Source organism: Massilia oculi (assembly GCF_017582745.1).
GTDB lineage: Bacteria > Pseudomonadota > Gammaproteobacteria > Burkholderiales > Burkholderiaceae_D > Telluria > Telluria oculi_A.
In genome coordinates this window covers 261,189-278,202 of sequence record NZ_JAFVIM010000004.1, presented here as the reverse complement: position 1 = coordinate 278,202, position 17,014 = coordinate 261,189, and the positions used below count along the sequence as shown (strand labels likewise).

14 protein-coding genes are annotated in these 17,014 nt (G+C 66.3%); 10 read left to right on the top strand and 4 right to left on the bottom strand.

What is annotated here, in order from left to right; all coding sequences use genetic code 11:
• Window positions 1-27: 27 nt before the first annotated feature.
• The 4 genes from J3U95_RS07055 to J3U95_RS07045 are packed head-to-tail and all read left to right on the top strand — an operon-like array spanning window position 28 to window position 4,326.
• Window positions 28-1,398 (top strand): enolase C-terminal domain-like protein, encoded by a 1,371-nt coding sequence (locus J3U95_RS07055; protein WP_208277914.1) that lies wholly within the window; start codon window positions 28-30, stop codon window positions 1,396-1,398.
• Between the two features lie 10 nt (window positions 1,399-1,408).
• Window positions 1,409-2,215: an MFS transporter gene (locus tag J3U95_RS28615; protein WP_307728351.1), complete on the top strand. Its 807-nt coding sequence runs from the start codon at window positions 1,409-1,411 to the stop codon at window positions 2,213-2,215.
• Window positions 2,216-2,230: 15 nt separating this feature from the next.
• Complete coding sequence (locus J3U95_RS28610; protein WP_307728350.1) at window positions 2,231-2,701, top strand: MFS transporter; 471 nt, start codon at window positions 2,231-2,233, stop codon at window positions 2,699-2,701.
• Window positions 2,698-4,326, top strand: coding sequence for a glycoside hydrolase family 43 protein (locus J3U95_RS07045; protein ID WP_208277913.1), 1,629 nt, complete (start codon window positions 2,698-2,700; stop codon window positions 4,324-4,326). Before J3U95_RS28610 ends, J3U95_RS07045 begins: the two co-directional genes overlap by 4 nt.
• Here the strand turns inward: J3U95_RS07045 and J3U95_RS07040 are convergent.
• Together J3U95_RS07040 and J3U95_RS07035 are read right to left on the bottom strand one after the other, a co-directional pair.
• Window positions 4,308-5,585, bottom strand: a complete 1,278-nt coding sequence (locus J3U95_RS07040; RefSeq protein ID WP_208277912.1) for an SGNH/GDSL hydrolase family protein — start codon at window positions 5,583-5,585, stop codon at window positions 4,308-4,310. The two genes, J3U95_RS07045 and J3U95_RS07040, sit on opposite strands and share 19 nt — an antisense overlap.
• Window positions 5,586-5,681: 96 nt before the next feature.
• Window positions 5,682-6,779 carry a LacI family DNA-binding transcriptional regulator gene (locus J3U95_RS07035; protein ID WP_208277911.1) on the bottom strand — a complete coding sequence of 366 codons (1,098 nt, stop codon included), beginning with the start codon at window positions 6,777-6,779 and terminating at the stop codon, window positions 5,682-5,684.
• A gap of 296 nt (window positions 6,780-7,075) precedes the next feature.
• On the opposite strand from J3U95_RS07035, the gene J3U95_RS07030 reads away from it, so the two are divergent.
• Genes J3U95_RS07030 through J3U95_RS07020 form a run of 3 tightly spaced genes read left to right on the top strand, consistent with a single transcriptional unit; the run spans window position 7,076 to window position 10,805 of the window.
• Complete coding sequence (locus J3U95_RS07030) at window positions 7,076-8,563, top strand: MFS transporter (protein WP_208277910.1); 1,488 nt, start codon at window positions 7,076-7,078, stop codon at window positions 8,561-8,563.
• 31 nt (window positions 8,564-8,594) lie between these two features.
• Window positions 8,595-9,614: a glycoside hydrolase family 43 protein gene (locus J3U95_RS07025; protein ID WP_208277909.1), complete on the top strand. Its 1,020-nt coding sequence runs from the start codon at window positions 8,595-8,597 to the stop codon at window positions 9,612-9,614.
• Between the two features lie 39 nt (window positions 9,615-9,653).
• Window positions 9,654-10,805 (top strand): endo-1,4-beta-xylanase, encoded by a 1,152-nt coding sequence (locus J3U95_RS07020; protein WP_208277908.1) that lies wholly within the window; start codon window positions 9,654-9,656, stop codon window positions 10,803-10,805.
• A gap of 77 nt (window positions 10,806-10,882) precedes the next feature.
• Here the strand turns inward: J3U95_RS07020 and J3U95_RS07015 are convergent, their stop codons facing one another.
• Complete coding sequence (locus tag J3U95_RS07015; RefSeq protein WP_208277907.1) at window positions 10,883-13,762, bottom strand: glycosyl hydrolase 115 family protein; 2,880 nt, start codon at window positions 13,760-13,762, stop codon at window positions 10,883-10,885.
• A gap of 189 nt (window positions 13,763-13,951) precedes the next feature.
• Here J3U95_RS07015 and J3U95_RS07010 point away from each other — a divergent pair, with 189 nt between their 5' ends.
• Window positions 13,952-14,161: a hypothetical protein gene (locus tag J3U95_RS07010; RefSeq protein ID WP_208277906.1), complete on the top strand. Its 210-nt coding sequence runs from the start codon at window positions 13,952-13,954 to the stop codon at window positions 14,159-14,161.
• 1 nt (window position 14,162) lies between these two features.
• Window positions 14,163-15,302 carry a methyltransferase gene (locus tag J3U95_RS07005; RefSeq protein WP_208277905.1) on the top strand — a complete coding sequence of 380 codons (1,140 nt, stop codon included), beginning with the start codon at window positions 14,163-14,165 and terminating at the stop codon, window positions 15,300-15,302.
• A 7-nt stretch (window positions 15,303-15,309) separates the two neighbouring features.
• Here the strand turns inward: J3U95_RS07005 and J3U95_RS07000 are convergent, their stop codons facing one another.
• Window positions 15,310-15,759, bottom strand: a complete 450-nt coding sequence (locus J3U95_RS07000) for a winged helix-turn-helix transcriptional regulator (RefSeq protein ID WP_208277904.1) — start codon at window positions 15,757-15,759, stop codon at window positions 15,310-15,312.
• A gap of 70 nt (window positions 15,760-15,829) precedes the next feature.
• Here J3U95_RS07000 and J3U95_RS06995 point away from each other — a divergent pair, with 70 nt between their 5' ends.
• A complete protein-coding gene (locus tag J3U95_RS06995; RefSeq protein WP_208277903.1) occupies window positions 15,830-16,990 on the top strand; it encodes an MFS transporter in 1,161 nt (386 codons plus the stop codon).
• Window positions 16,991-17,014: the final 24 nt, after the last annotated feature.

Below are 17,014 nucleotides of genomic sequence, written 5' to 3'. Positions count from 1 at the left end.
TGCCTGAATGATTCTGGAGATGTATAGATGAACCCGATTCAACGCGTCGCCACCCCGACCATCGTGGAGATGCAGGTGATCCCGGTCGCCGGCCGCGACAGCATGCTGCTCAACCTGTGCGGCGCGCATGCGCCCTACTTCACCCGCATCCTGGTGCTGTTGAAAGACAGCGCCGGCCGCACCGGCATGGGCGAGGTGCCCGGCTCGAACGGCATCCTGCTGGCCCTGCAAAAGCTAGTGCCGCTGGTGGAGGGCACCGAGATCGCCCACCACCGCCGCACCCTGAACCGGCTGCGCGCCGCCATCTCGGGCGTGAGCCACCAGGTCACGTCCAGCGCCGAAGCGGCGGTGATGAAGCAGCCGCACGAGATCAACCTGCGCCTCGAGAACGTGGTGACGGCCGTCGAGGCGGCCCTGCTCGACCTGCTCGGCCAGTTCATGGGCGTACCGCTGTGCGAGCTGCTGGGCGACGGCCAGCAGCGCAGCCACGTGCCGATGCTGGCCTATCTGTTCTATATCGGCGACCGTGGCCGCACCGACCTCGGTTACGATGACGACGCCGGCCGCGACGGCTGGTACCGGGTCCGCAACGAAGAAGCGCTCACTGCCGAATCGATCGGCGAGATGGCCGCGGCGGCGGTCGAGCAATATGGTTTCAAGGACTTCAAGCTCAAGGGCGGAGTGATGCGCGCCGAGGAAGAGATGGAAGCCGTCGCCGCGATCAAGCGCCGCTTCCCCGACGCCGGCGTGACGCTCGATCCGAACGGCGCCTGGTCGCTACGCGAGGCGATCGACGCCTGCCGCGGCCAGGGCCACTTGCTGGCCTATGCCGAAGACCCGTGCGGCCCCGAGGGCGGCTATTCGGGCCGCGAGATCATGGCCGAGTTCAAGCGCGCCACGGGCATTCGCACCGCCACCAATATGGTCGCTACCGACTGGCGCCAGATGGCCCATTCGCACCTGCTGGGCGCGGTGGACATCCCATTGGCCGACCCGCACTTCTGGACCATGCAGGGTTCGGTGCGCCTGGCGCAGCTGTGCCACGACTGGGGCCTGACCTGGGGCTCGCACTCGAACAACCACTTCGACGTATCGCTGGCGATGTTCACCCATTGCGCGGCTGCGGCGCCGGGAACGATCACGGCGATCGACACCCACTGGATCTGGCAGGAGGGCCGCGAACGGCTAACGAAGGAACCATTGCAGATCGTCGGCGGCCAGGTCGCCGTGCCGGAGCGTCCGGGCCTGGGCATCGAGCCGGACATGGACCAGATCAACGCGGCGCATGAACTCTACAAGAAGGTGGCCGGCGGCGCGCGCGACGATGCGATGGCGATGCGCTATCTGGTGCCCGATTTCACCTACGATCCGAAGCGTCCCAGCATGGTGAAGCCATGAGGGAGACCCGATGATCGCGGCGATCCTGGGCCGGACCCGCGGCAGCACCATCCGCGGGCTGCGCTGGTGGATGATCAGCCTCATCATGCTGGGTGCGGTGGTCAACTACCTGACCCGCAGCTCGCTGGCGGTGGCCGCCCCCACCCTGCTGGCGGAGCTGGACATCACGGCCAAGGAGTACTCGTACATCACGGCCGCCTTCCAGGGCGCGATCATGCTGCAGCCGCTGTGCGGCTACGTGCTCGACGTGATCGGCCTCAAATATGGCTTCGCCATTTTCGCCACCGCCTGGTCGCTGATCTGCATGGCGCACGGCATGGCCACCAACTGGCAGACCCTGGCCATCCTGCGCGGCCTGCTCGGCTTCGCCGAAGGCTCGGCCAACCCGGCCGGCATGAAAGCGGTGTCCGAATGGTTCCCGGCCAAGGAGCGCGGCCTGGCGGGCGGCGTGTTCAATATCGGCGCCTCGTTCGGCTCGATGTTGGCCCCGCCGCTGGTGGTGTGGGCCATCCTGCACTACAACTGGCAATCGGCCTTCGTGATCACCGGCGCCCTGGGCCTGGTGTGGGTGTGCGCCTGGCTGCTGCTGTACGACGCGCCAAAGCGCCACCGCCTCTTGTCGAAAGCCGAGGCCGAACACATCGCCGCCGGCCAGGAAGACCACCTGGCAGGCGACGGCACCAAGCCGTCGGTCCTCAGCATCCTCAAGAAACGCAATTTCTGGGGCATCGCCCTGCCGCGCTTCCTGGCCGATCCGGCCTGGGGCACGCTGGCGTTCTGGGTGCCGCTGTACCTGACCACGGTGCGCGGCTTCTAGCTGAAGGACATCGCCATGTTCGCCTGGCTGCCCTTCCTGGCGGCCGACCTGGGCTGCATGTTCGGCCCGGTGGTGGTGCTGGCCCTGCAAAAGCGCGGGGTACGCCTGATCAATGCCCGGCGCGGCGCGTTCACCCTCGGCGCCATCATGATGATGGGCGTGGCCTTCGTCGGCTACGTCGACAATGCCTATGCCGCGATCGCCCTGCTCAGCCTTGCGGGCTTTGCCCACCAGACGCTGTCGGTCACCGTCATCACCATGTCGTCCGACCTGTTCCGGCGCAACGAGGTCGCCACCGTGGCCGGCATGTGCGGCACCTTCGGCAACCTTGGACTGCTCATCTTCTCGCTGCTGATCGGCACCCTGCTGGCCAGCGTCGGCTACACGCCCTTCTTCGTCAGCCTCGCGGTGCTCGACCTGATCGCCGCCGTGCTGCTGTGGACCCTGGTGCGGGAACCCCAACCTGTTTCGATGCAAAAGACATGATCCACAACCCGATCCTGCGCGGATTCAATCCCGACCCGTCCATCGTGCGGGTCGGCGACGACTACTACATCGCCACCTCCACCTTCGAATGGTATCCGGGGGTGCAGATCCACCACTCGCGCGACCTGGTCAACTGGCGCCTGGCCGGCCGGCCGCTCAGTCGCGCAAGCCAGCTCGACATGCGCGGCGCCCCCGATTCCTGCGGCGTGTGGGCGCCGTGCCTGACGTATGCCGATGGCCTGTTCTGGTTGATCTACACCGACGTCAAGCGCTATGGCCGCACTTCGACCGGCGGCGCCGGCGGCAGCGCCTCGCTGCGCGACTTTCATAACTACCTGGTCACCAGTCCGAGCATCGACGGCCCGTGGTCCGACCCGGTCCACATGAACAGCAGCGGCTTCGATCCGTCGCTGTTCCACGACGACGACGGGCGCAAGTACTTCCTGAACCAGTTGTGGGACCACCGCCCGGGCGGCAAGCGCTTCGCCGGCATCGTGCTGCAGGAGTATTCGGTCGAGGAGCGGCGCCTGGTTGGAAAACGCACGAACATCTTCGCCGGCACCGAACACGGATTGACCGAAGCGCCGCACCTGTACCGCCGCAACGGTTATTACTACCTGCTCACCGCCGAAGGCGGCACCGGCTGGAACCATGGCGTGACCATGGCGCGCTCGCGTGAGCTGCTCGGACCGTACGAACTGCATCCGGACGTCAACGTCCTGACCACCCGTGCGCGGCCCGACGCCGCGCTGCAGCGCGCCGGCCACGCCGACCTGGTCGACACGCCGGATGGCCGCACGTATATGGTCTACCTGTGCGGCCGGCCGCTGCGCAACCGCGGCACCTGCACACTGGGACGCGAAACCGCGATCCAGGAAGTGGTGTGGGGAGAAGACGGCTGGCTGCGCACGCTCGATGGCGAAGGCATGCCGCAGCTGGACGTGCCGGCGCCCGGCATGCCCGAACACCGTTTCAAGGCTGCGCCCGAACGGGCCGAATTCGATGCGCCGGAGCTGCCGATCGATTTCCAGTGGCTGCGCACCCCGTATCCGGAAGAACTGTTCAGCCTCACGGCGCGGCCAGGCCACCTACGCCTGTTCGGCCGCGAGAGCCTCGGCAGCACCTTCCGCCAGGCGCTGGTGGCGCGCCGACAGCAGGCGCACTGCTTCAGCGCGGTGACCTCGGTCGAGTTCGAGCCGGAACACTTCCAGCAGCAGGCTGGCCTGGTCTGCTACTACGGCGCCTCCAAATTCCACTACCTGTACATCACGCACGACGACGACACCGGCAAGCACCTGCGCGTGATGAGCAGCCTGCCCAACCACTTGCAGGCGGACGCCTTTACGGCGCCGATCGCCCTCCCCGCCGGCGTACCGGTGCAACTGCGGGTGGAGGTCGATGAAGAACGCCTGGTGTTCGGCTATCGCGTGGACGACGGCCCCTGGCAGTGGCTGCCGCAGCAGTTCGACGCCAGCATCCTGTCGGACGAGGCCAGCGCGCCCGGCCAGCCCAACTTCACGGGCGCCTTCGTCGGCATGGCCTGCCAGGACATGGCCGGCACCGCGCTGCATGCCGACTTCGATTATTTCGAGTACCGCGAACGGCCCTACCTCGGCCGGCTGTAGGCGCAGCTGTCGAACTGCTGCAGCGGCACTGCCGCTGCCAGCACGGCATACCCCGCATGCGACGGATGCAGGCCGTCGCCGCTGTCATAGTCCTTGGCAAGGTAGGACGGACGCGCGGGGTCACGCAGCACCCCGTCGAAATCGAGCACGCCGTCGAAGGCCTTCTCGCTCCTCATCCAGTCATTGACCGCCTGGCGCAGCGCCTCGTTGTGCTGCGCCGGCGCATAGTAGCCGCTGCCCATGAACGGCGTGATGGTCGCGCCGATCACGCAGATTCCTTTTGCATGGGCGCGCGCGATCATCTGCAAATGGGCCTGCTTCAAGTCCTCCAGCATCGCCGCGATCGCCTGCGGCGTGTCCTCTTTCGAGCGGCGCAGCACGCCGATGTCGTTGACGCCGATGAAGACGACCGCATGGCTCACGCCATTTCTCGCCAGGACGTCACGCTCGAAGCGTGTGACAAGGCTCGGGCCCAGGCCCTCGCGCAGCAGGCGGCCGCCGCCGATGCCGGCATTGATCACGGCGAGCTGGCGCTTGCCGTCCTGGGCGATGCGCTGCACCAGGTGATCGGTCCAGCGGTTGTTGGCATCCGTCGTGGCGCCGTAGCCGTCGGTGATCGAATCGCCGATCACGACCACGGCCCGCGCAGCAGGCGCCGCGCTGACTTCGATGTCGGCCAGCTGGTGCCAGCGGGTGACGGTCTTCGCGCCCTCCAGGCTGGCGGCCGCGGTCTGGCGGCCCGGCGCCAGGAAGGTCGTCGTGCGCGCTCCGGCGTGGCCGGTCTGCTGGCCCGCCGCATTCGCCAGGTGCATGGTGACCGCGATATCGAGGCCGCTCACCGCCGCCAGGTCGACCGGATCGCTGACGTATTCGGCGCCCGCCGGTATGCGTACCGCGCTGCTGCCGTTGAAACGCAGGCCCTGGAGCGAACCCGCCACCACCTCGGATGAACCAGACCGCACCGCGCGCGCGATGCTCGCCTCGTTCACGACCAGCATCTCGCTGCCGTAGGCATTGCTGATCCGGACCCGGACCTGGCTGCCGCCCAGCGACAGGCGCACGACCTGGCGCACGGTGCCGTCCTTCCACAGCTCGGCCGGCATGGCTTCGGCTTGGCCGTAAGACATCTGGGACGTGCCCCAGCTGGCGACCCAGTGACGGGCGCCGCTATCGTGGGCAGACGGTGGGAAAGCGCAGGCGCCCAGGCCGAACGCGGCCAGGACGGCGATGGCCAGGCGGCCAGGGCGGTAAATGTTCAAGATGGTCTCCGGTGATGGCATGGCCTGCGAAAGGCAGGGCTACCAAATCTGTAGCGCCAATGATAGCGCAAACAAACAAGCAGGAGACCAGAGTTTTCAGGCAAAGATGCGCACCGGCGGCCGGATCCGCGGCGCGGCATCGGACTGGCGCCGCACGATGGCGAAATCGACCCTGGTGTGCTCTGGACCGGCCGGCAAGCCGGTGCGCGCGTTCGTCACGCGCTGGACGATGCATTCGATCGCCGCTTCGGCCATGTCCATGGTCGGCTGGCGCACGGTGGTGAGCGCCGGCCAGATCGTGGTCGACAGGGCGGTATCGTCGAAGCCGACCACCGTGATATCGCCCGGCACGTCGAGCCCCAGGCGATGGGCCACCGCGACCGTGGCGGCGGCCATGTCGTCGTTGCTGGCAAAGATCGCCGTCGGGCGGTCGTGCAGCGCCAGCAGGATCTCGGAGGCGTCGAGCCCGGAACGGTAGTTGAACATCCCCTGCGTCACCAGCTCGGCCGCGGGGTCGGCGCCGAACTCCTTGATCGCGGCCTGGTAGCCTTCCAGCCGGGCGCTGCTCGCCGACTGGTAGGGATGCCCGCTGATGAAGCCGATCCGCTGGTGGCCCAGCTCGATCAGGTGGCGCGTCATCTCGTAGGCGGCCTGGCGGTCGTCGATGCCGATCGCGCCGGCCCGCGCATCGGGCTGGCCGCAGGCGATCAGGACCAGCGGAATGCCGGCGTCGACGATGCGCGCCACGATCTCGGCATTGTCCACCAGCGGCGGCGGCAGGATGATGCCGTCCATCTGGTTGTCGATCAGGCGCTGGGCGTGCCGAGCGATCTGCTCGCCGTCGGCGCACTTCTCGACCAGCAGCTGGACGTTGTTCAGGCTGACCTTGTTCAGCAATCCCAGCAAGACTTCGGTGAGGTAGGCGCCGCTGCGCACGCTGGGCATGCTGTACAGGAAGCCGATGCGGATCGGGCGCGACCCTGCCAGCAGGCGCGCCTCGGGGTTCGGGGCGTAGTTCAGGGCCGCGGCGGCCGCCGTCACCTTCTTGCGCGTGCTCGCGCGCACGGTCGACTTGCCGTTCATGACGCGCGAGACCGTCATCGGCGACACCCCGGCGAGCTTCGCCACGTCGGCCATGTTCGGGCCACGCTTGGCCTCCACTGGGGTAGTGAGTCCGATATTGGAAGTAGGCATGCGGAGCGACCTCTGACAGAACGATGGTAACGCGATGTTAGCGCGAACTTTAATGATTTAATTCTAACACGCAGCCCCGTACTTACATCCATCTCCAAGCTTATAACTGCTATGCGAACTGACAATAAAGCGGTTGACGGCAGCATGGCATCTCATCCACAATCGAAAACAATGATTGCGCTAACTTTTTATCGATCGAGCGTGATACATGCGTGACCCGGCCTTCTCGCGACAGCCCGCTGGCGCTGGAAGGTTGACGGTTGCAATTGCTTTTCAACACATAGATTGGCAAGACAATGACTACAATTATTAAGGCGCAGCCGACGCTGGAGACAACTGAAAAAATCGGCTATGCACTGGGCGACCTGGCCGCCAACCTGATCTTCCAGACCCTGCTCACCTTCCTCGCTTTCTTCTACACCGACGTCTATCAGATCTCACCGAACGCCGCCGCCAGCATCATCTTCATCGGCGGCCTGGTCGGCGCCTGTTTCAACCCGCTGATGGGCATCATCGCCGACCGCACCTCGACCCGCTGGGGCAAGTTCCGTCCCTGGATCCTGTGGACCTCGGTGCCGTTCGGCCTGGTGGCGATCCTGGCCTTCAGCACGCCCGACCTGGGCGAGCGCGGCAAGTACATCTATGCGCTGCTGACCTACATCCTCTTGATGCTGGTGTACTCGGCCAACAACCTGCCGTACTCGGCCCTGAGCGGCGTGCTGACCGGCAGCATGGCCGACCGCAACAGCCTGTCGTCGTACCGCTTCGTCGCGGTGCTGGTCGCGCAGCTGGTGATCCAGGTGCTGCTGCTGCCGCTGGTGCTGATCCTGGGCGGCGGCGACAAGGTGGCCGGCTTCCAGACCGTGATGATGTTCTTCGCGGTGGCCGGCACCATCTGCTTCCTCATCACCTTCTTCACCACCCGCGAGCGCATCGTGCCGGCGCCGAGCCAGCGCTCGAGCATCAAGCAAGACGTGGCCGACCTGCTGCGCAACCGCCCCTGGGTGGTGATGCTGGTGCTGACCATCCTGGTGTTCATCACGCTGTCGCTCAAGGGCGGCATGTACATCTTCTACTTCCGTAACTTCCTGGAAGAGGCGGCGCTGGCGGCCTTCCTGCGCGACGTCGGCTTCCTGAGCTTCATCGACGGCCTGAACTCGGTGCTCACGGGGATGGGACTGACCGAGTTCCACTGGCCGGAAGATGCCGCCACCTCGGGCTTTTCCCTGTTCAACGCGGTCGGCATCATCCTGATGATCGTCGGGATCGGCTTCTCGAAGCCGCTGGCCGACCGCTTCGGCAAGCGCGACGTGTTCGGCGCCGCCCTGCTGCTGGCGGCCGTGTTCCGCCTCAGCTACTACTGGATCGGCCCGAGCTCGATCGGCCTGGTGTTCGGCGCCCAGATCCTGTACGGCTTCTTCTACGGCATCACGATCCCGCTGCTGTGGGCGATGATCGCCGACGTCGCCGACTACTCGGAATGGAAGAACAACCGCCGCGCCACCGCCCTGCTGTTCTCGGCCATGATCTTCGGTCTCAAGGCGGGCCTCTCTATCGGCGGCGCGCTGGTGGCGGCCCTGCTGTCGGCCTATGGCTACGATGCCGCCCAGGCCGTCCAGTCGGGCCAGGTCGCCGATGGCGTGCGCCTGTCGGTCAGCGTGTACGCCGCCATCCCCTTCCTGCTGGCCGTGTGCTGCCTGGCGGCGTACGACATCCGCAAGAACACCGAGCTGCAGATCGAGCGCGAACTCGGCGAACGCCGCGCGCTCGCCGCCCAGCAGTGAATTCCATTTGAACCCGAACCAGACGACACCCATGGCTGAAATCATCGACAAAGACCAAGTACAGTCCCTCAAGGAACGCGCCATCTCCGAGCCGCTGCTCGAGCACATCTACATCGCCGATCCGTCCGCCCACGTGTTCGACGGCCGCATCTACATCTATCCTTCGCACGACATCGAAGCCGGCGTGCCCTTCAACGACGACGGCGCCCATTTCGCGATGGAGGATTATCACGTGGTCTCGATGGACCACCCGGGCGCCGAAGCGGTCGACCACGGCGTGGCCCTGCACGTGCGCGACGTGCCGTGGGCGGCGCGCCAGATGTGGGCGCCCGACTGCGCGCGCAAGGACGGCAAGTACTACCTGTATTTCCCGGCCAAGCGCCCGGACGGCATCTTCCAGATCGGCGTCGGGGTCAGCGACACTCCCACCGGCCCGTTCATGGCGCAACCGCAGCCGATCGCCGGCAGCTATTCGATCGACCCGGCCGTGTTCGGCGACGACGATGGCGAGTTCTATATCTACTTCGGCGGCATCTGGGGCGGCCAGCTGCAGAAGTACCGCGACAACCTCTACAGCCCCGATCATGAAGAACCGGCGGCGCACGAGCCGGCCCTGCAGCCGCGCGTGGCGCGCCTGCGCGGCGACATGCTGGAGCTGAGCGAAGAACCGCGCGCCGTGCGCATCCTCGACCAGGACGGCAACGAGCTGCTGGCCGGCGACCACGACCGCCGCTTCTTCGAGGCGCCGTGGCTGCACAAGCACGATGGCAAGTACTACTTCTCGTACTCGACCGGCGACACCCACCTGCTGTGCTATGCGACCGGCGACAGCCCCTACGGCCCGTTCACCTACCAGGGCCAGATCATGACCCCGGTGATCGGCTGGACCACGCACCATTCGATCTGCGAGTTCGAAGGCCGCTCGTATCTCTTCTATCACGACAGCAGCCTGTCTGGCGGCGTCACCCACCTGCGTTCGGTGAAGGTGACCGAGCTACATTACGACGACGACGGCAAGATCGTCACCATCTCGCCCTATCGCCAGGACTGAGAGCAGTAATAACACCCACAATAAAGGAGACACCACCCGATGACATCGCGACGCGATACCCTGAAACTGCTTGGCACGGCGGCCGGCGCCATGCTCGCCCCTCACGCCCTGGCCGCGCAGGACGCAGGCCCCGCCCTCAAGGACCTGGCCAAGGCCAAAGGCATGCGCTTCGGTAATGCCATCGGCTTGCTGGAAGACCAGGACACCCGCAAGAGTTTCCGCGACCCGGCCTACCGCGCGCTGATGGCGCGCGAGTGCAATATGATCGTCGCCGAGAACGAGACCAAGTGGCAGGCCCTGCAACCGAAACCAGGCCCCTACCAGTGGGGGCCGGCCGACGAGATGTTCGCCTGGGCGCGCAAGGAAGGCATGGCGATCCGCGGCCATGCCCTGATCTGGCAGGATCCGAAGTGGCTGCCTGCCTGGGTGAACGCGCTGGACCTGCAATCCAAGCCGGTCGCCCACGCCGAAGCAATCCTGCGCGAGCACGCCAGGAACGTCTGCACGCACTTGAAGGACGCGATCAGCCACGACGTCGTCAACGAGGCGGTGTCGCCCAAGGACGGCTCCCTGATCCAGAACGTGTTCACCAAGCGCATGGGCGCCGTCGAGCAGATCGAGTTCGCCTTCCGCCAGGCCCACGAGCACGCGCCGAAGGCGCAGCTGGTGTACAACGACTTCATGGGCCCTGGCCTCGGCGACGACGCCAAGCACCGCGCCGGCGTGCTGAAACTGCTGGCCGAACTCAAGAAGCGCGGCGCCCCGATCCACGCCCTGGGCCTGCAAAGCCATGTCAGCGCGGGCGACATGATGTCCGGTCCCGCCAACGCGGCCGTCCTGCGCGAATGGCGCAAGTTCCTGGACGAGGTCACCGGCATGGGGCTGGACCTCCTGATCACCGAATTCGACGTCAACGACAAGGCCTTCCCCGCCGATTTCGCCAAGCGCGACGCGGCCACCGCGGCGCTGGCGCGCGACTACCTCGACGTGACCCTGAGCTACCCGACCTGCCGCGATTTCCTGCTGTGGGGCATGGCCGACCACGTGAACTGGCTGCAGGTCTGGGCCGACGCGAAGCGTCCGGACGGCCTGGCGCAGCGTCCGACGCCTTACGACAGCCAGTTGCGCGCCAAGCCGATGCGCGAAGCGATTGCCGCTTCGCTGCGGGCGATGCCGATGCGTAAAGCCTGATCCTTCGGCTTCAGCACTATAAAAAAGGGCAGTCCGCGTAATGCGGACTGCCCTTTTCAGTTAACGCTTCCCGACGCTTACAGGCGCGGGCTTTGCTGCGGACCCAGGTAGCTCGGCTTCAGGCCACCCGCATCGAGCACCAGCTTCTGCACCACCAGGCCCGGATCGAGCGCCCAGAATTTCAGTACATGCTTGCCCGGTTTCGTCAGCTGGTGCTCGGTCGTGAACACCGCCGCACCATCCGATACGATCTTTTCCCAGAATTTTTCCGACTCGTCCGCATGCACATTGACGATCTGGGGCGCCTCGTCGTCGATCGACACGGCGTAGCGGAAACCGGCGCCCGGCTGGAACTTGAGGGTCGGCGCGAGCGTCACCTGCACTTCTACCCTCCCGCTGCTGACCGTGTTGACGTCGTACTCCAGGCGCATGCCCTGCTTCACGTCCAGCGCCGCGGCGGTGACCGGCAGAGTCGTCACACCCGAATCCGTGCGGCCATGGCCGGGAATCCTGAGCCAGCTGCGGTCCTCGGGCGCCAGCGCACGCGTGTAGTTGCCAGCTTCGATCGACACCACGCCATCGGTCTCGACGAAGCCCTTCGCGCCTTTCGGGATGTCCGCGCGGCGCACTGGCACATTGACCAGCACGCGCGTATCGTTCGGCCCCGTAATCGTCAGCACGGCCGGCTGCGGCTTGGCCGGCACCTTGTCCCAGCGCACATCGACGGTCACGCGCTGCTCGCCCGTCACCTTGCCGCTGGCCTGGTTCACCACCACCCAGGGCTGATTGGATTCGATGCGGTATTCGAACGGCGCACTGCCGCGGTTGAAAATGTCGAGGTAGTGCGATTTTCTGGCGTAGGGATCGAAGGTCGGCAAGTCCAGCGCCTTGAGACCGTAAGCACCCCAGGCCTTGGCGCTGCCCTCGACCGCCACCGACATATTGGCGCCGGCCGGCACGTCGATGCGGTGCACCGCCGGCAGCACGTTGGCGCGCGGCTGTTCCCAGTTCACGTAGCCGAAGCGGGTCTGCGACATCATGTGGTTCCACTTGCCGCCGCCAAGCGCGTGATATTGCCGCGCCAGTTCGACGTCGTTCTTGTACAGGGCCTGCACGCGATCGGCCATGTCGTTGGTGGTGGCGCGGAACTGCGTCGCGTAATGGTGGTTCTGGCCGGCCGCCACGTACAGCTCGTTCATATTGGCCGATGCCGCGACCGGATACTGCACCAGCTGGAAGAAAGCGTCGCGCTGCTCTGGGCGCAGCTTGGCCGCCACCTTGCTCGCGCGTTCGGCCAGCGCCGCATAATCGCGCGCGATACGGCCTGCCTCGTCGTAATGCAGCACGCTATAGGTGCCCGGTTCGAGCTGCTCGGGCTTGCGGCGGCCATTGAAGCGCGTGTATCCCTCGACCAGCTCGGCGATTTCCACCGCGTGCTCGGCGCCGAACTCGCGCGTGGCCCACAGGCGCAGGTACTCCGGCAGACGCTCGGCCGGCCAGGCCGCAGGATTCCAGGCATAGGTCAGGAAGAACTCGATCGGCACTTCCATCGGCTTCAGGTCGCCGACGTTGACGATCCACATGCGCTTGGCGTCGTACTGCCAGGCCAGGTGCATCTGCTCCCAGATCTTCGGAATCGGCGTTACGTTCAGCCATTTATAGGAACGCGGGCCGCCCACGTAGTCGAAGTGGTAGTAGACGCCGGCGCCGCCTGGACGCGCACGCTCTTCCGGCGTGGGCAGGCGGCGGATATTGGCCCAGTTGTCGTCGCACCAGAGCAGCAGCACGTCGTCCGGCACGCGCATGCCCTTCTCGTAATAGCCCTGCACTTCCTTGTACAGCGCCCACACCTGCGGCACTTCTCCCGCAGGCTTGCCGGTATCCTTCTCGATCATCGCGCGCTGGTCGCGCACGATCTTCTGCAGCAGGTCGACGTTGTCTTCCTCGGACATCGGCTCGTCGCCGTCGCCGCGCATGCCCAGCGTGATCACCCGGTCCTGGCCGTGCGAGTTGCGCAGGCCCTGCTTCCAGAACTCCTGCAGGCCCTTGGCATTCTTGCTGTAGTCCCAGGCGCCCTTGCCGAAGCGGGCCCACTCGTCGTGCGCGCGCATCATCGGCTCGTGGTGCGAGGTGCCCATGATGATGCCCATCTCGTGGGCCAGGCGGCCGTTTTCCGGGTCGTCGGCATAGAAGGCCGTGGGCGGCCACATCGCCGGCCACAGGTAGTTGCCGCGCAGGCGCAGCACGAGCTCGAATACCTTTTCGTAGAAGCGGTGGTTGAAGCCGCCGTACTTCTCCTTGGCCCAGTTGGTCAGCGCCGGCGCTTCGTCGTTGAGGAAGATGCCGCGGTACTGCACCACGGGAGCGTCGCTCACCTTGGTGTCGGGTGCAACGGACAGCGTCGCCTGGCGCGCCGGGACCACGTCGGCCCACCATTTCCAGGGCGAGACGCCGATCTGTTCCGACAGGGTGTAGACGCCGAAGATGGCGCCGCGCCGGTCGCTGCCGGCCACCACCAGCGCGCGCGCCACGCCCGGCATCGGGTTGGCCACGGCCTGGATCAGGAAGCCTTCCCATTTGCCGCGGATGGCGGCGGCGTCGATCTTGCCCTCGGCGGCGAGGCGGTCGACCAGAGCGCTCTGGCCAAGGGTGCCGACGATGACCACGTTATCCAGCGCGCTGCCGGCGCTGTCAGCGAGGACCGGTTTGGCGCCGGTGACCAGCGCGATGTCGCCCTGGAGGTCGGCGACGGCGCGCCGCACACCGGCATCGTCGTTCGGGTCGACCAGCAGGGGCGCGGCGCGGCCCTTGTCTGCCAGCACCACCGCTTGCGGGCTCCCGTCGAAACGGACGAACTGGCGCTCGCCCAGCGCCCAGGCCGAGGGCGCGGCCAGCACCGCGCATAGCGCGGCCAATGGCGCGAGCGCGCGCCGGAACAGCTTCATTGTCAGTGTCATGAGCTTTCTTGTCTCCAGTTTGTTATAGTGCATCGCGGGCTGTAATAACAATTTATAACATTTACTGTTAGCGCGATCATTCGAGTATAGGTTTGACGATTCTTTCTTGTCAATTCCCGAGTCGCCACCGGGGGCGATGGTACGGCGGGTGTAAAATGCCGCTCTTTTCATTCACATCATCACCCAACCATGAAGCCCGCCCGCATCCTGACCTTCAAGTGCGCCAAGTGCACGAAGCCGGTCAAAGTCTTCCTCCAGAAAGTATCCGCCTGCTCGCACATCCAGCCCTACCAGGGCATCTGCGACTGCGGCGAAGTCAAGCGCCACGCCACCGGCAGCCCGGACGCGGTGAAGTCCTATATCGAGTCGACCGACGGCAACTGGCATCACCATCACTGATATGACGACGCGCATCAAATGGGAGGAAGGCGGCGAGACGCGCTCGGCGCTGTGGCGCTCCGAAAGCGGCTGGCCCGCGCCCAGGAAAGTGGTGCTGGCCGACGACACCATGAGCGCCGACACCGCCTATCGCCTGGCGCTGGACGGCACCGCCCTGCTGTGGCGCGGCGACTTCCAGAATGCGCGCCAGTTGCTGCAGGCGCTGGTGCGCCGCATCGAGCACAAGGGCGAACGCGGCCGCCGCGCCAAGCCCAAGACGCCGGCCACGCCGACGGAAGCGTTCCACCGCCACCGCCTGACCCAGCTCCAGCGCGCGCGCACATTGGCCATGCTATTGATCCCGTTCGAGGCCGACCACGGCATCCCGCTCCGGCGCGCGCCGGATGCGCGCCTGGCCTGCCTGGAAGCCTACGGCCCGACCGCCGAACCCTATATCGCTTCGCTGCGCGAACTGCTGGGCGTGATCGGCGCCCATGAGTGGCGCCGCAAGGGCGTCGAGATTGCCGCGCTCGACGACCGCATCCACCCCTGGTATGGCGTGTTCTCGCCGGTGCGCGGCGAATACGTCGAGCTGGTGGCGCAGGCGCCGCTGCCCGCGGGCGCCAAGGTCGCCTTCGACATCGGCGCCGGCACCGGCGTGCTGTCCGCCGTACTGGCGCGCCGCGGCATGCAGGTGGTCGCCACTGATATGGATGCGCGGGCGCTCGGCTGCGCGCGCGAGAACGTCGCGCGGCTCGGCCTGGCCGCCCAGGTCCAGGTGGTCCAGGCCGACCTGTTTCCCCAAGACCGCGCGCCGCTGGTGGTCTGCAATCCGCCCTGGCTGCCGGGAAAGCCGAGTTCGGCGATCGAATACGCGATCTACGATCCGGACAGCCGCATGCTGCGCGGCTTCCTCGGCGGACTGAAGGAGCATCTGGAGCCCGGCGGCGAAGGCTGGCTGATCATGTCGGATTTCGCCGAGCACCTGGGTTTACGCAGCCGCGAGCAGCTGCTGGGCTGGATCGCGGATGCGGGGCTGGAAGTCGTGGCGCGCCACGACACGCGCCCGGTTCACCCGCGCGCCAGCGATCCGGACGATCCGCTGCATGCGGCGCGTTCGAAAGAAGTCACGTCGCTGTGGCGCCTGCGCGCTGCTGATTAACGCGATCTTATAGCGGCAACTTGCGCACCTCGGTCTCGCCGGGCGCCAGCGAGTTGCCGCCTTCTCCCACCGGCGCCATGCGCCGCAAGGGCTGGCCAGTCTTCTTCTCGACCAGTTCCGAATGCGCCTCTTCAGGGCCGAACAACTCGCCTTCTCCCCACTGCCTGAGCGCCACCACGACCGGAAATAGCTGCTCGCCGCGCGCGGTGAGCACGTATTCCTGATAGACGCCCCCCTTTGCGCTCGGCTGGACCGCCAGGATGCCGGCCTCCACCAGCCGCCGCAAGCGGTCGGCAAGAATATTACGTGCAACACCCAGGTTGCGCTGGAAATCGGTGAATCGGCGCATTCCGTCGAAGGCATCGCGCACGATCAGGAGCGACCAGCGGTCGCCGATCAGGTCGACCGACCGCGCTACGGGGCAAGGATCATCAACAGCGGCATCGCGTTTCGTCATAGTGGTTGCATTTTAAAACCACATTGATTACGATTCAACTGGTTTCAATTTGCAACCAGATTGAGAAAAAATGCCGAATGCACGTACCTCCTTATTTGCCACCGCCGCCGGCATGAGCGTCGCCAACGTCTATTACGCCCAGCCGCTGCTGGACGCCGTCGCGCGCGATTTCGCCATTCCCGAGGCGGCCATCGGCGGCATCGTCACCGCCACCCAACTCGGCTGCGCTCTGGCGCTGCTGTTCGTGGTGCCGCTGGGCGACCTGCTCGAGCGCCGGCGCCTGATGCTCGCGCAAGCCCTGCTGCTGGCTGCGATCCTGGCCGCCGTCGGCATGGTGCAGTCGGCGCCGCTGCTGCTGGCGGCCATGCTGGTGACGGGACTGCTCGGCACCGCCATGACCCAGGGCCTGATCGCGTACGCAGCCAGCAGCGCTGGCGAGCATGAGCGCGGGCGCGTGGTCGGCGCCACCCAGGGCGGCGTCTTCGTCGGCCTGCTGCTGGCGCGCGTGGTGGCGGGCGGCATCGGCGACGTGGCAGGCTGGCGCGGCGTCTATCTATGCTCGGCCGGCGCCATGCTGCTGCTCGCGGCGCTGTTGTGGCGCCGGCTGCCGACGCTCGAACGCGGCCTGACGAACTTGTCCTATCCCGCCCTGATCGCCTCGATGCTGGACTTGCTGCGGCGGCACCGTGTGTTGCAGGTGCGTGGCGTACTGGCCCTCCTGATGTTCGCGGCCTTCAATGTATTCTGGAGCGCGCTGGTGCTGCCGCTGAGCGCAGCGCCCTACAATTTCTCGCACACCGCCATCGGCGCCTTCGGCCTGGTCGGCGCGGCCGGGGCGCTGGCCGCCACCCATGCGGGGCGCCTGGCCGATCGCGGCCTTGAGCGGCAGGTCACGCTGGGCGCGCTGCTGTTGTTGCTGCTGGCCTGGCTGCCGCTGGCGCTGATGCCGGTCTCCCTGTGGGCGCTGGTCATCGGCATCGTGCTGCTCGACTTGGGCGGTCAGGCGATCCACGTCACCAACCAGGGCATGATCTTTCGCAACGGCAGCGCAGCGCATAGCCGCCTGGTCGGCGCCTATATGTTGTTCTATGCGGTGGGTAGTGGGCTGGGTGCGATCGCATCGACCCAGGCCTACGCCTACGCGGGCTGGAGCGGCGTCTGCGTGCTGGGCAGCGCCATCAGCCTGACCGCCCTGTTGTTCTGGACGGCGACCCGAAAGCTATCTGACTAGCGCCGATTGCAAATACCCGCTGAA

What these genes read in the sequence shown, in the direction of transcription:
- J3U95_RS28610 (WP_307728350.1), top strand. Translation starts at nt 2,231, where the DNA reads ATGTTCGCCTGGCTGCCCTTCCTGGCGGCCGACCTGGGCTGCATGTTC.
- J3U95_RS07025 (WP_208277909.1), top strand. Translation starts at nt 8,595, where the DNA reads ATGGCTGAAATCATCGACAAAGACCAAGTACAGTCCCTCAAGGAACGC.
- J3U95_RS07045 (WP_208277913.1), top strand. Translation starts at nt 2,698, where the DNA reads ATGATCCACAACCCGATCCTGCGCGGATTCAATCCCGACCCGTCCATC.
- J3U95_RS28615 (WP_307728351.1), top strand. Translation starts at nt 1,409, where the DNA reads ATGATCGCGGCGATCCTGGGCCGGACCCGCGGCAGCACCATCCGCGGG.
- J3U95_RS07000 (WP_208277904.1), bottom strand. Translation starts at nt 15,759, where the DNA reads ATGACGAAACGCGATGCCGCTGTTGATGATCCTTGCCCCGTAGCGCGG.
- J3U95_RS07020 (WP_208277908.1), top strand. Translation starts at nt 9,654, where the DNA reads ATGACATCGCGACGCGATACCCTGAAACTGCTTGGCACGGCGGCCGGC.
- J3U95_RS07030 (WP_208277910.1), top strand. Translation starts at nt 7,076, where the DNA reads ATGACTACAATTATTAAGGCGCAGCCGACGCTGGAGACAACTGAAAAA.
- J3U95_RS06995 (WP_208277903.1), top strand. Translation starts at nt 15,830, where the DNA reads ATGCCGAATGCACGTACCTCCTTATTTGCCACCGCCGCCGGCATGAGC.
- J3U95_RS07005 (WP_208277905.1), top strand. Translation starts at nt 14,163, where the DNA reads ATGACGACGCGCATCAAATGGGAGGAAGGCGGCGAGACGCGCTCGGCG.
- J3U95_RS07035 (WP_208277911.1), bottom strand. Translation starts at nt 6,779, where the DNA reads ATGCCTACTTCCAATATCGGACTCACTACCCCAGTGGAGGCCAAGCGT.
- J3U95_RS07015 (WP_208277907.1), bottom strand. Translation starts at nt 13,762, where the DNA reads ATGACACTGACAATGAAGCTGTTCCGGCGCGCGCTCGCGCCATTGGCC.
- J3U95_RS07055 (WP_208277914.1), top strand. Translation starts at nt 28, where the DNA reads ATGAACCCGATTCAACGCGTCGCCACCCCGACCATCGTGGAGATGCAG.
- J3U95_RS07010 (WP_208277906.1), top strand. Translation starts at nt 13,952, where the DNA reads ATGAAGCCCGCCCGCATCCTGACCTTCAAGTGCGCCAAGTGCACGAAG.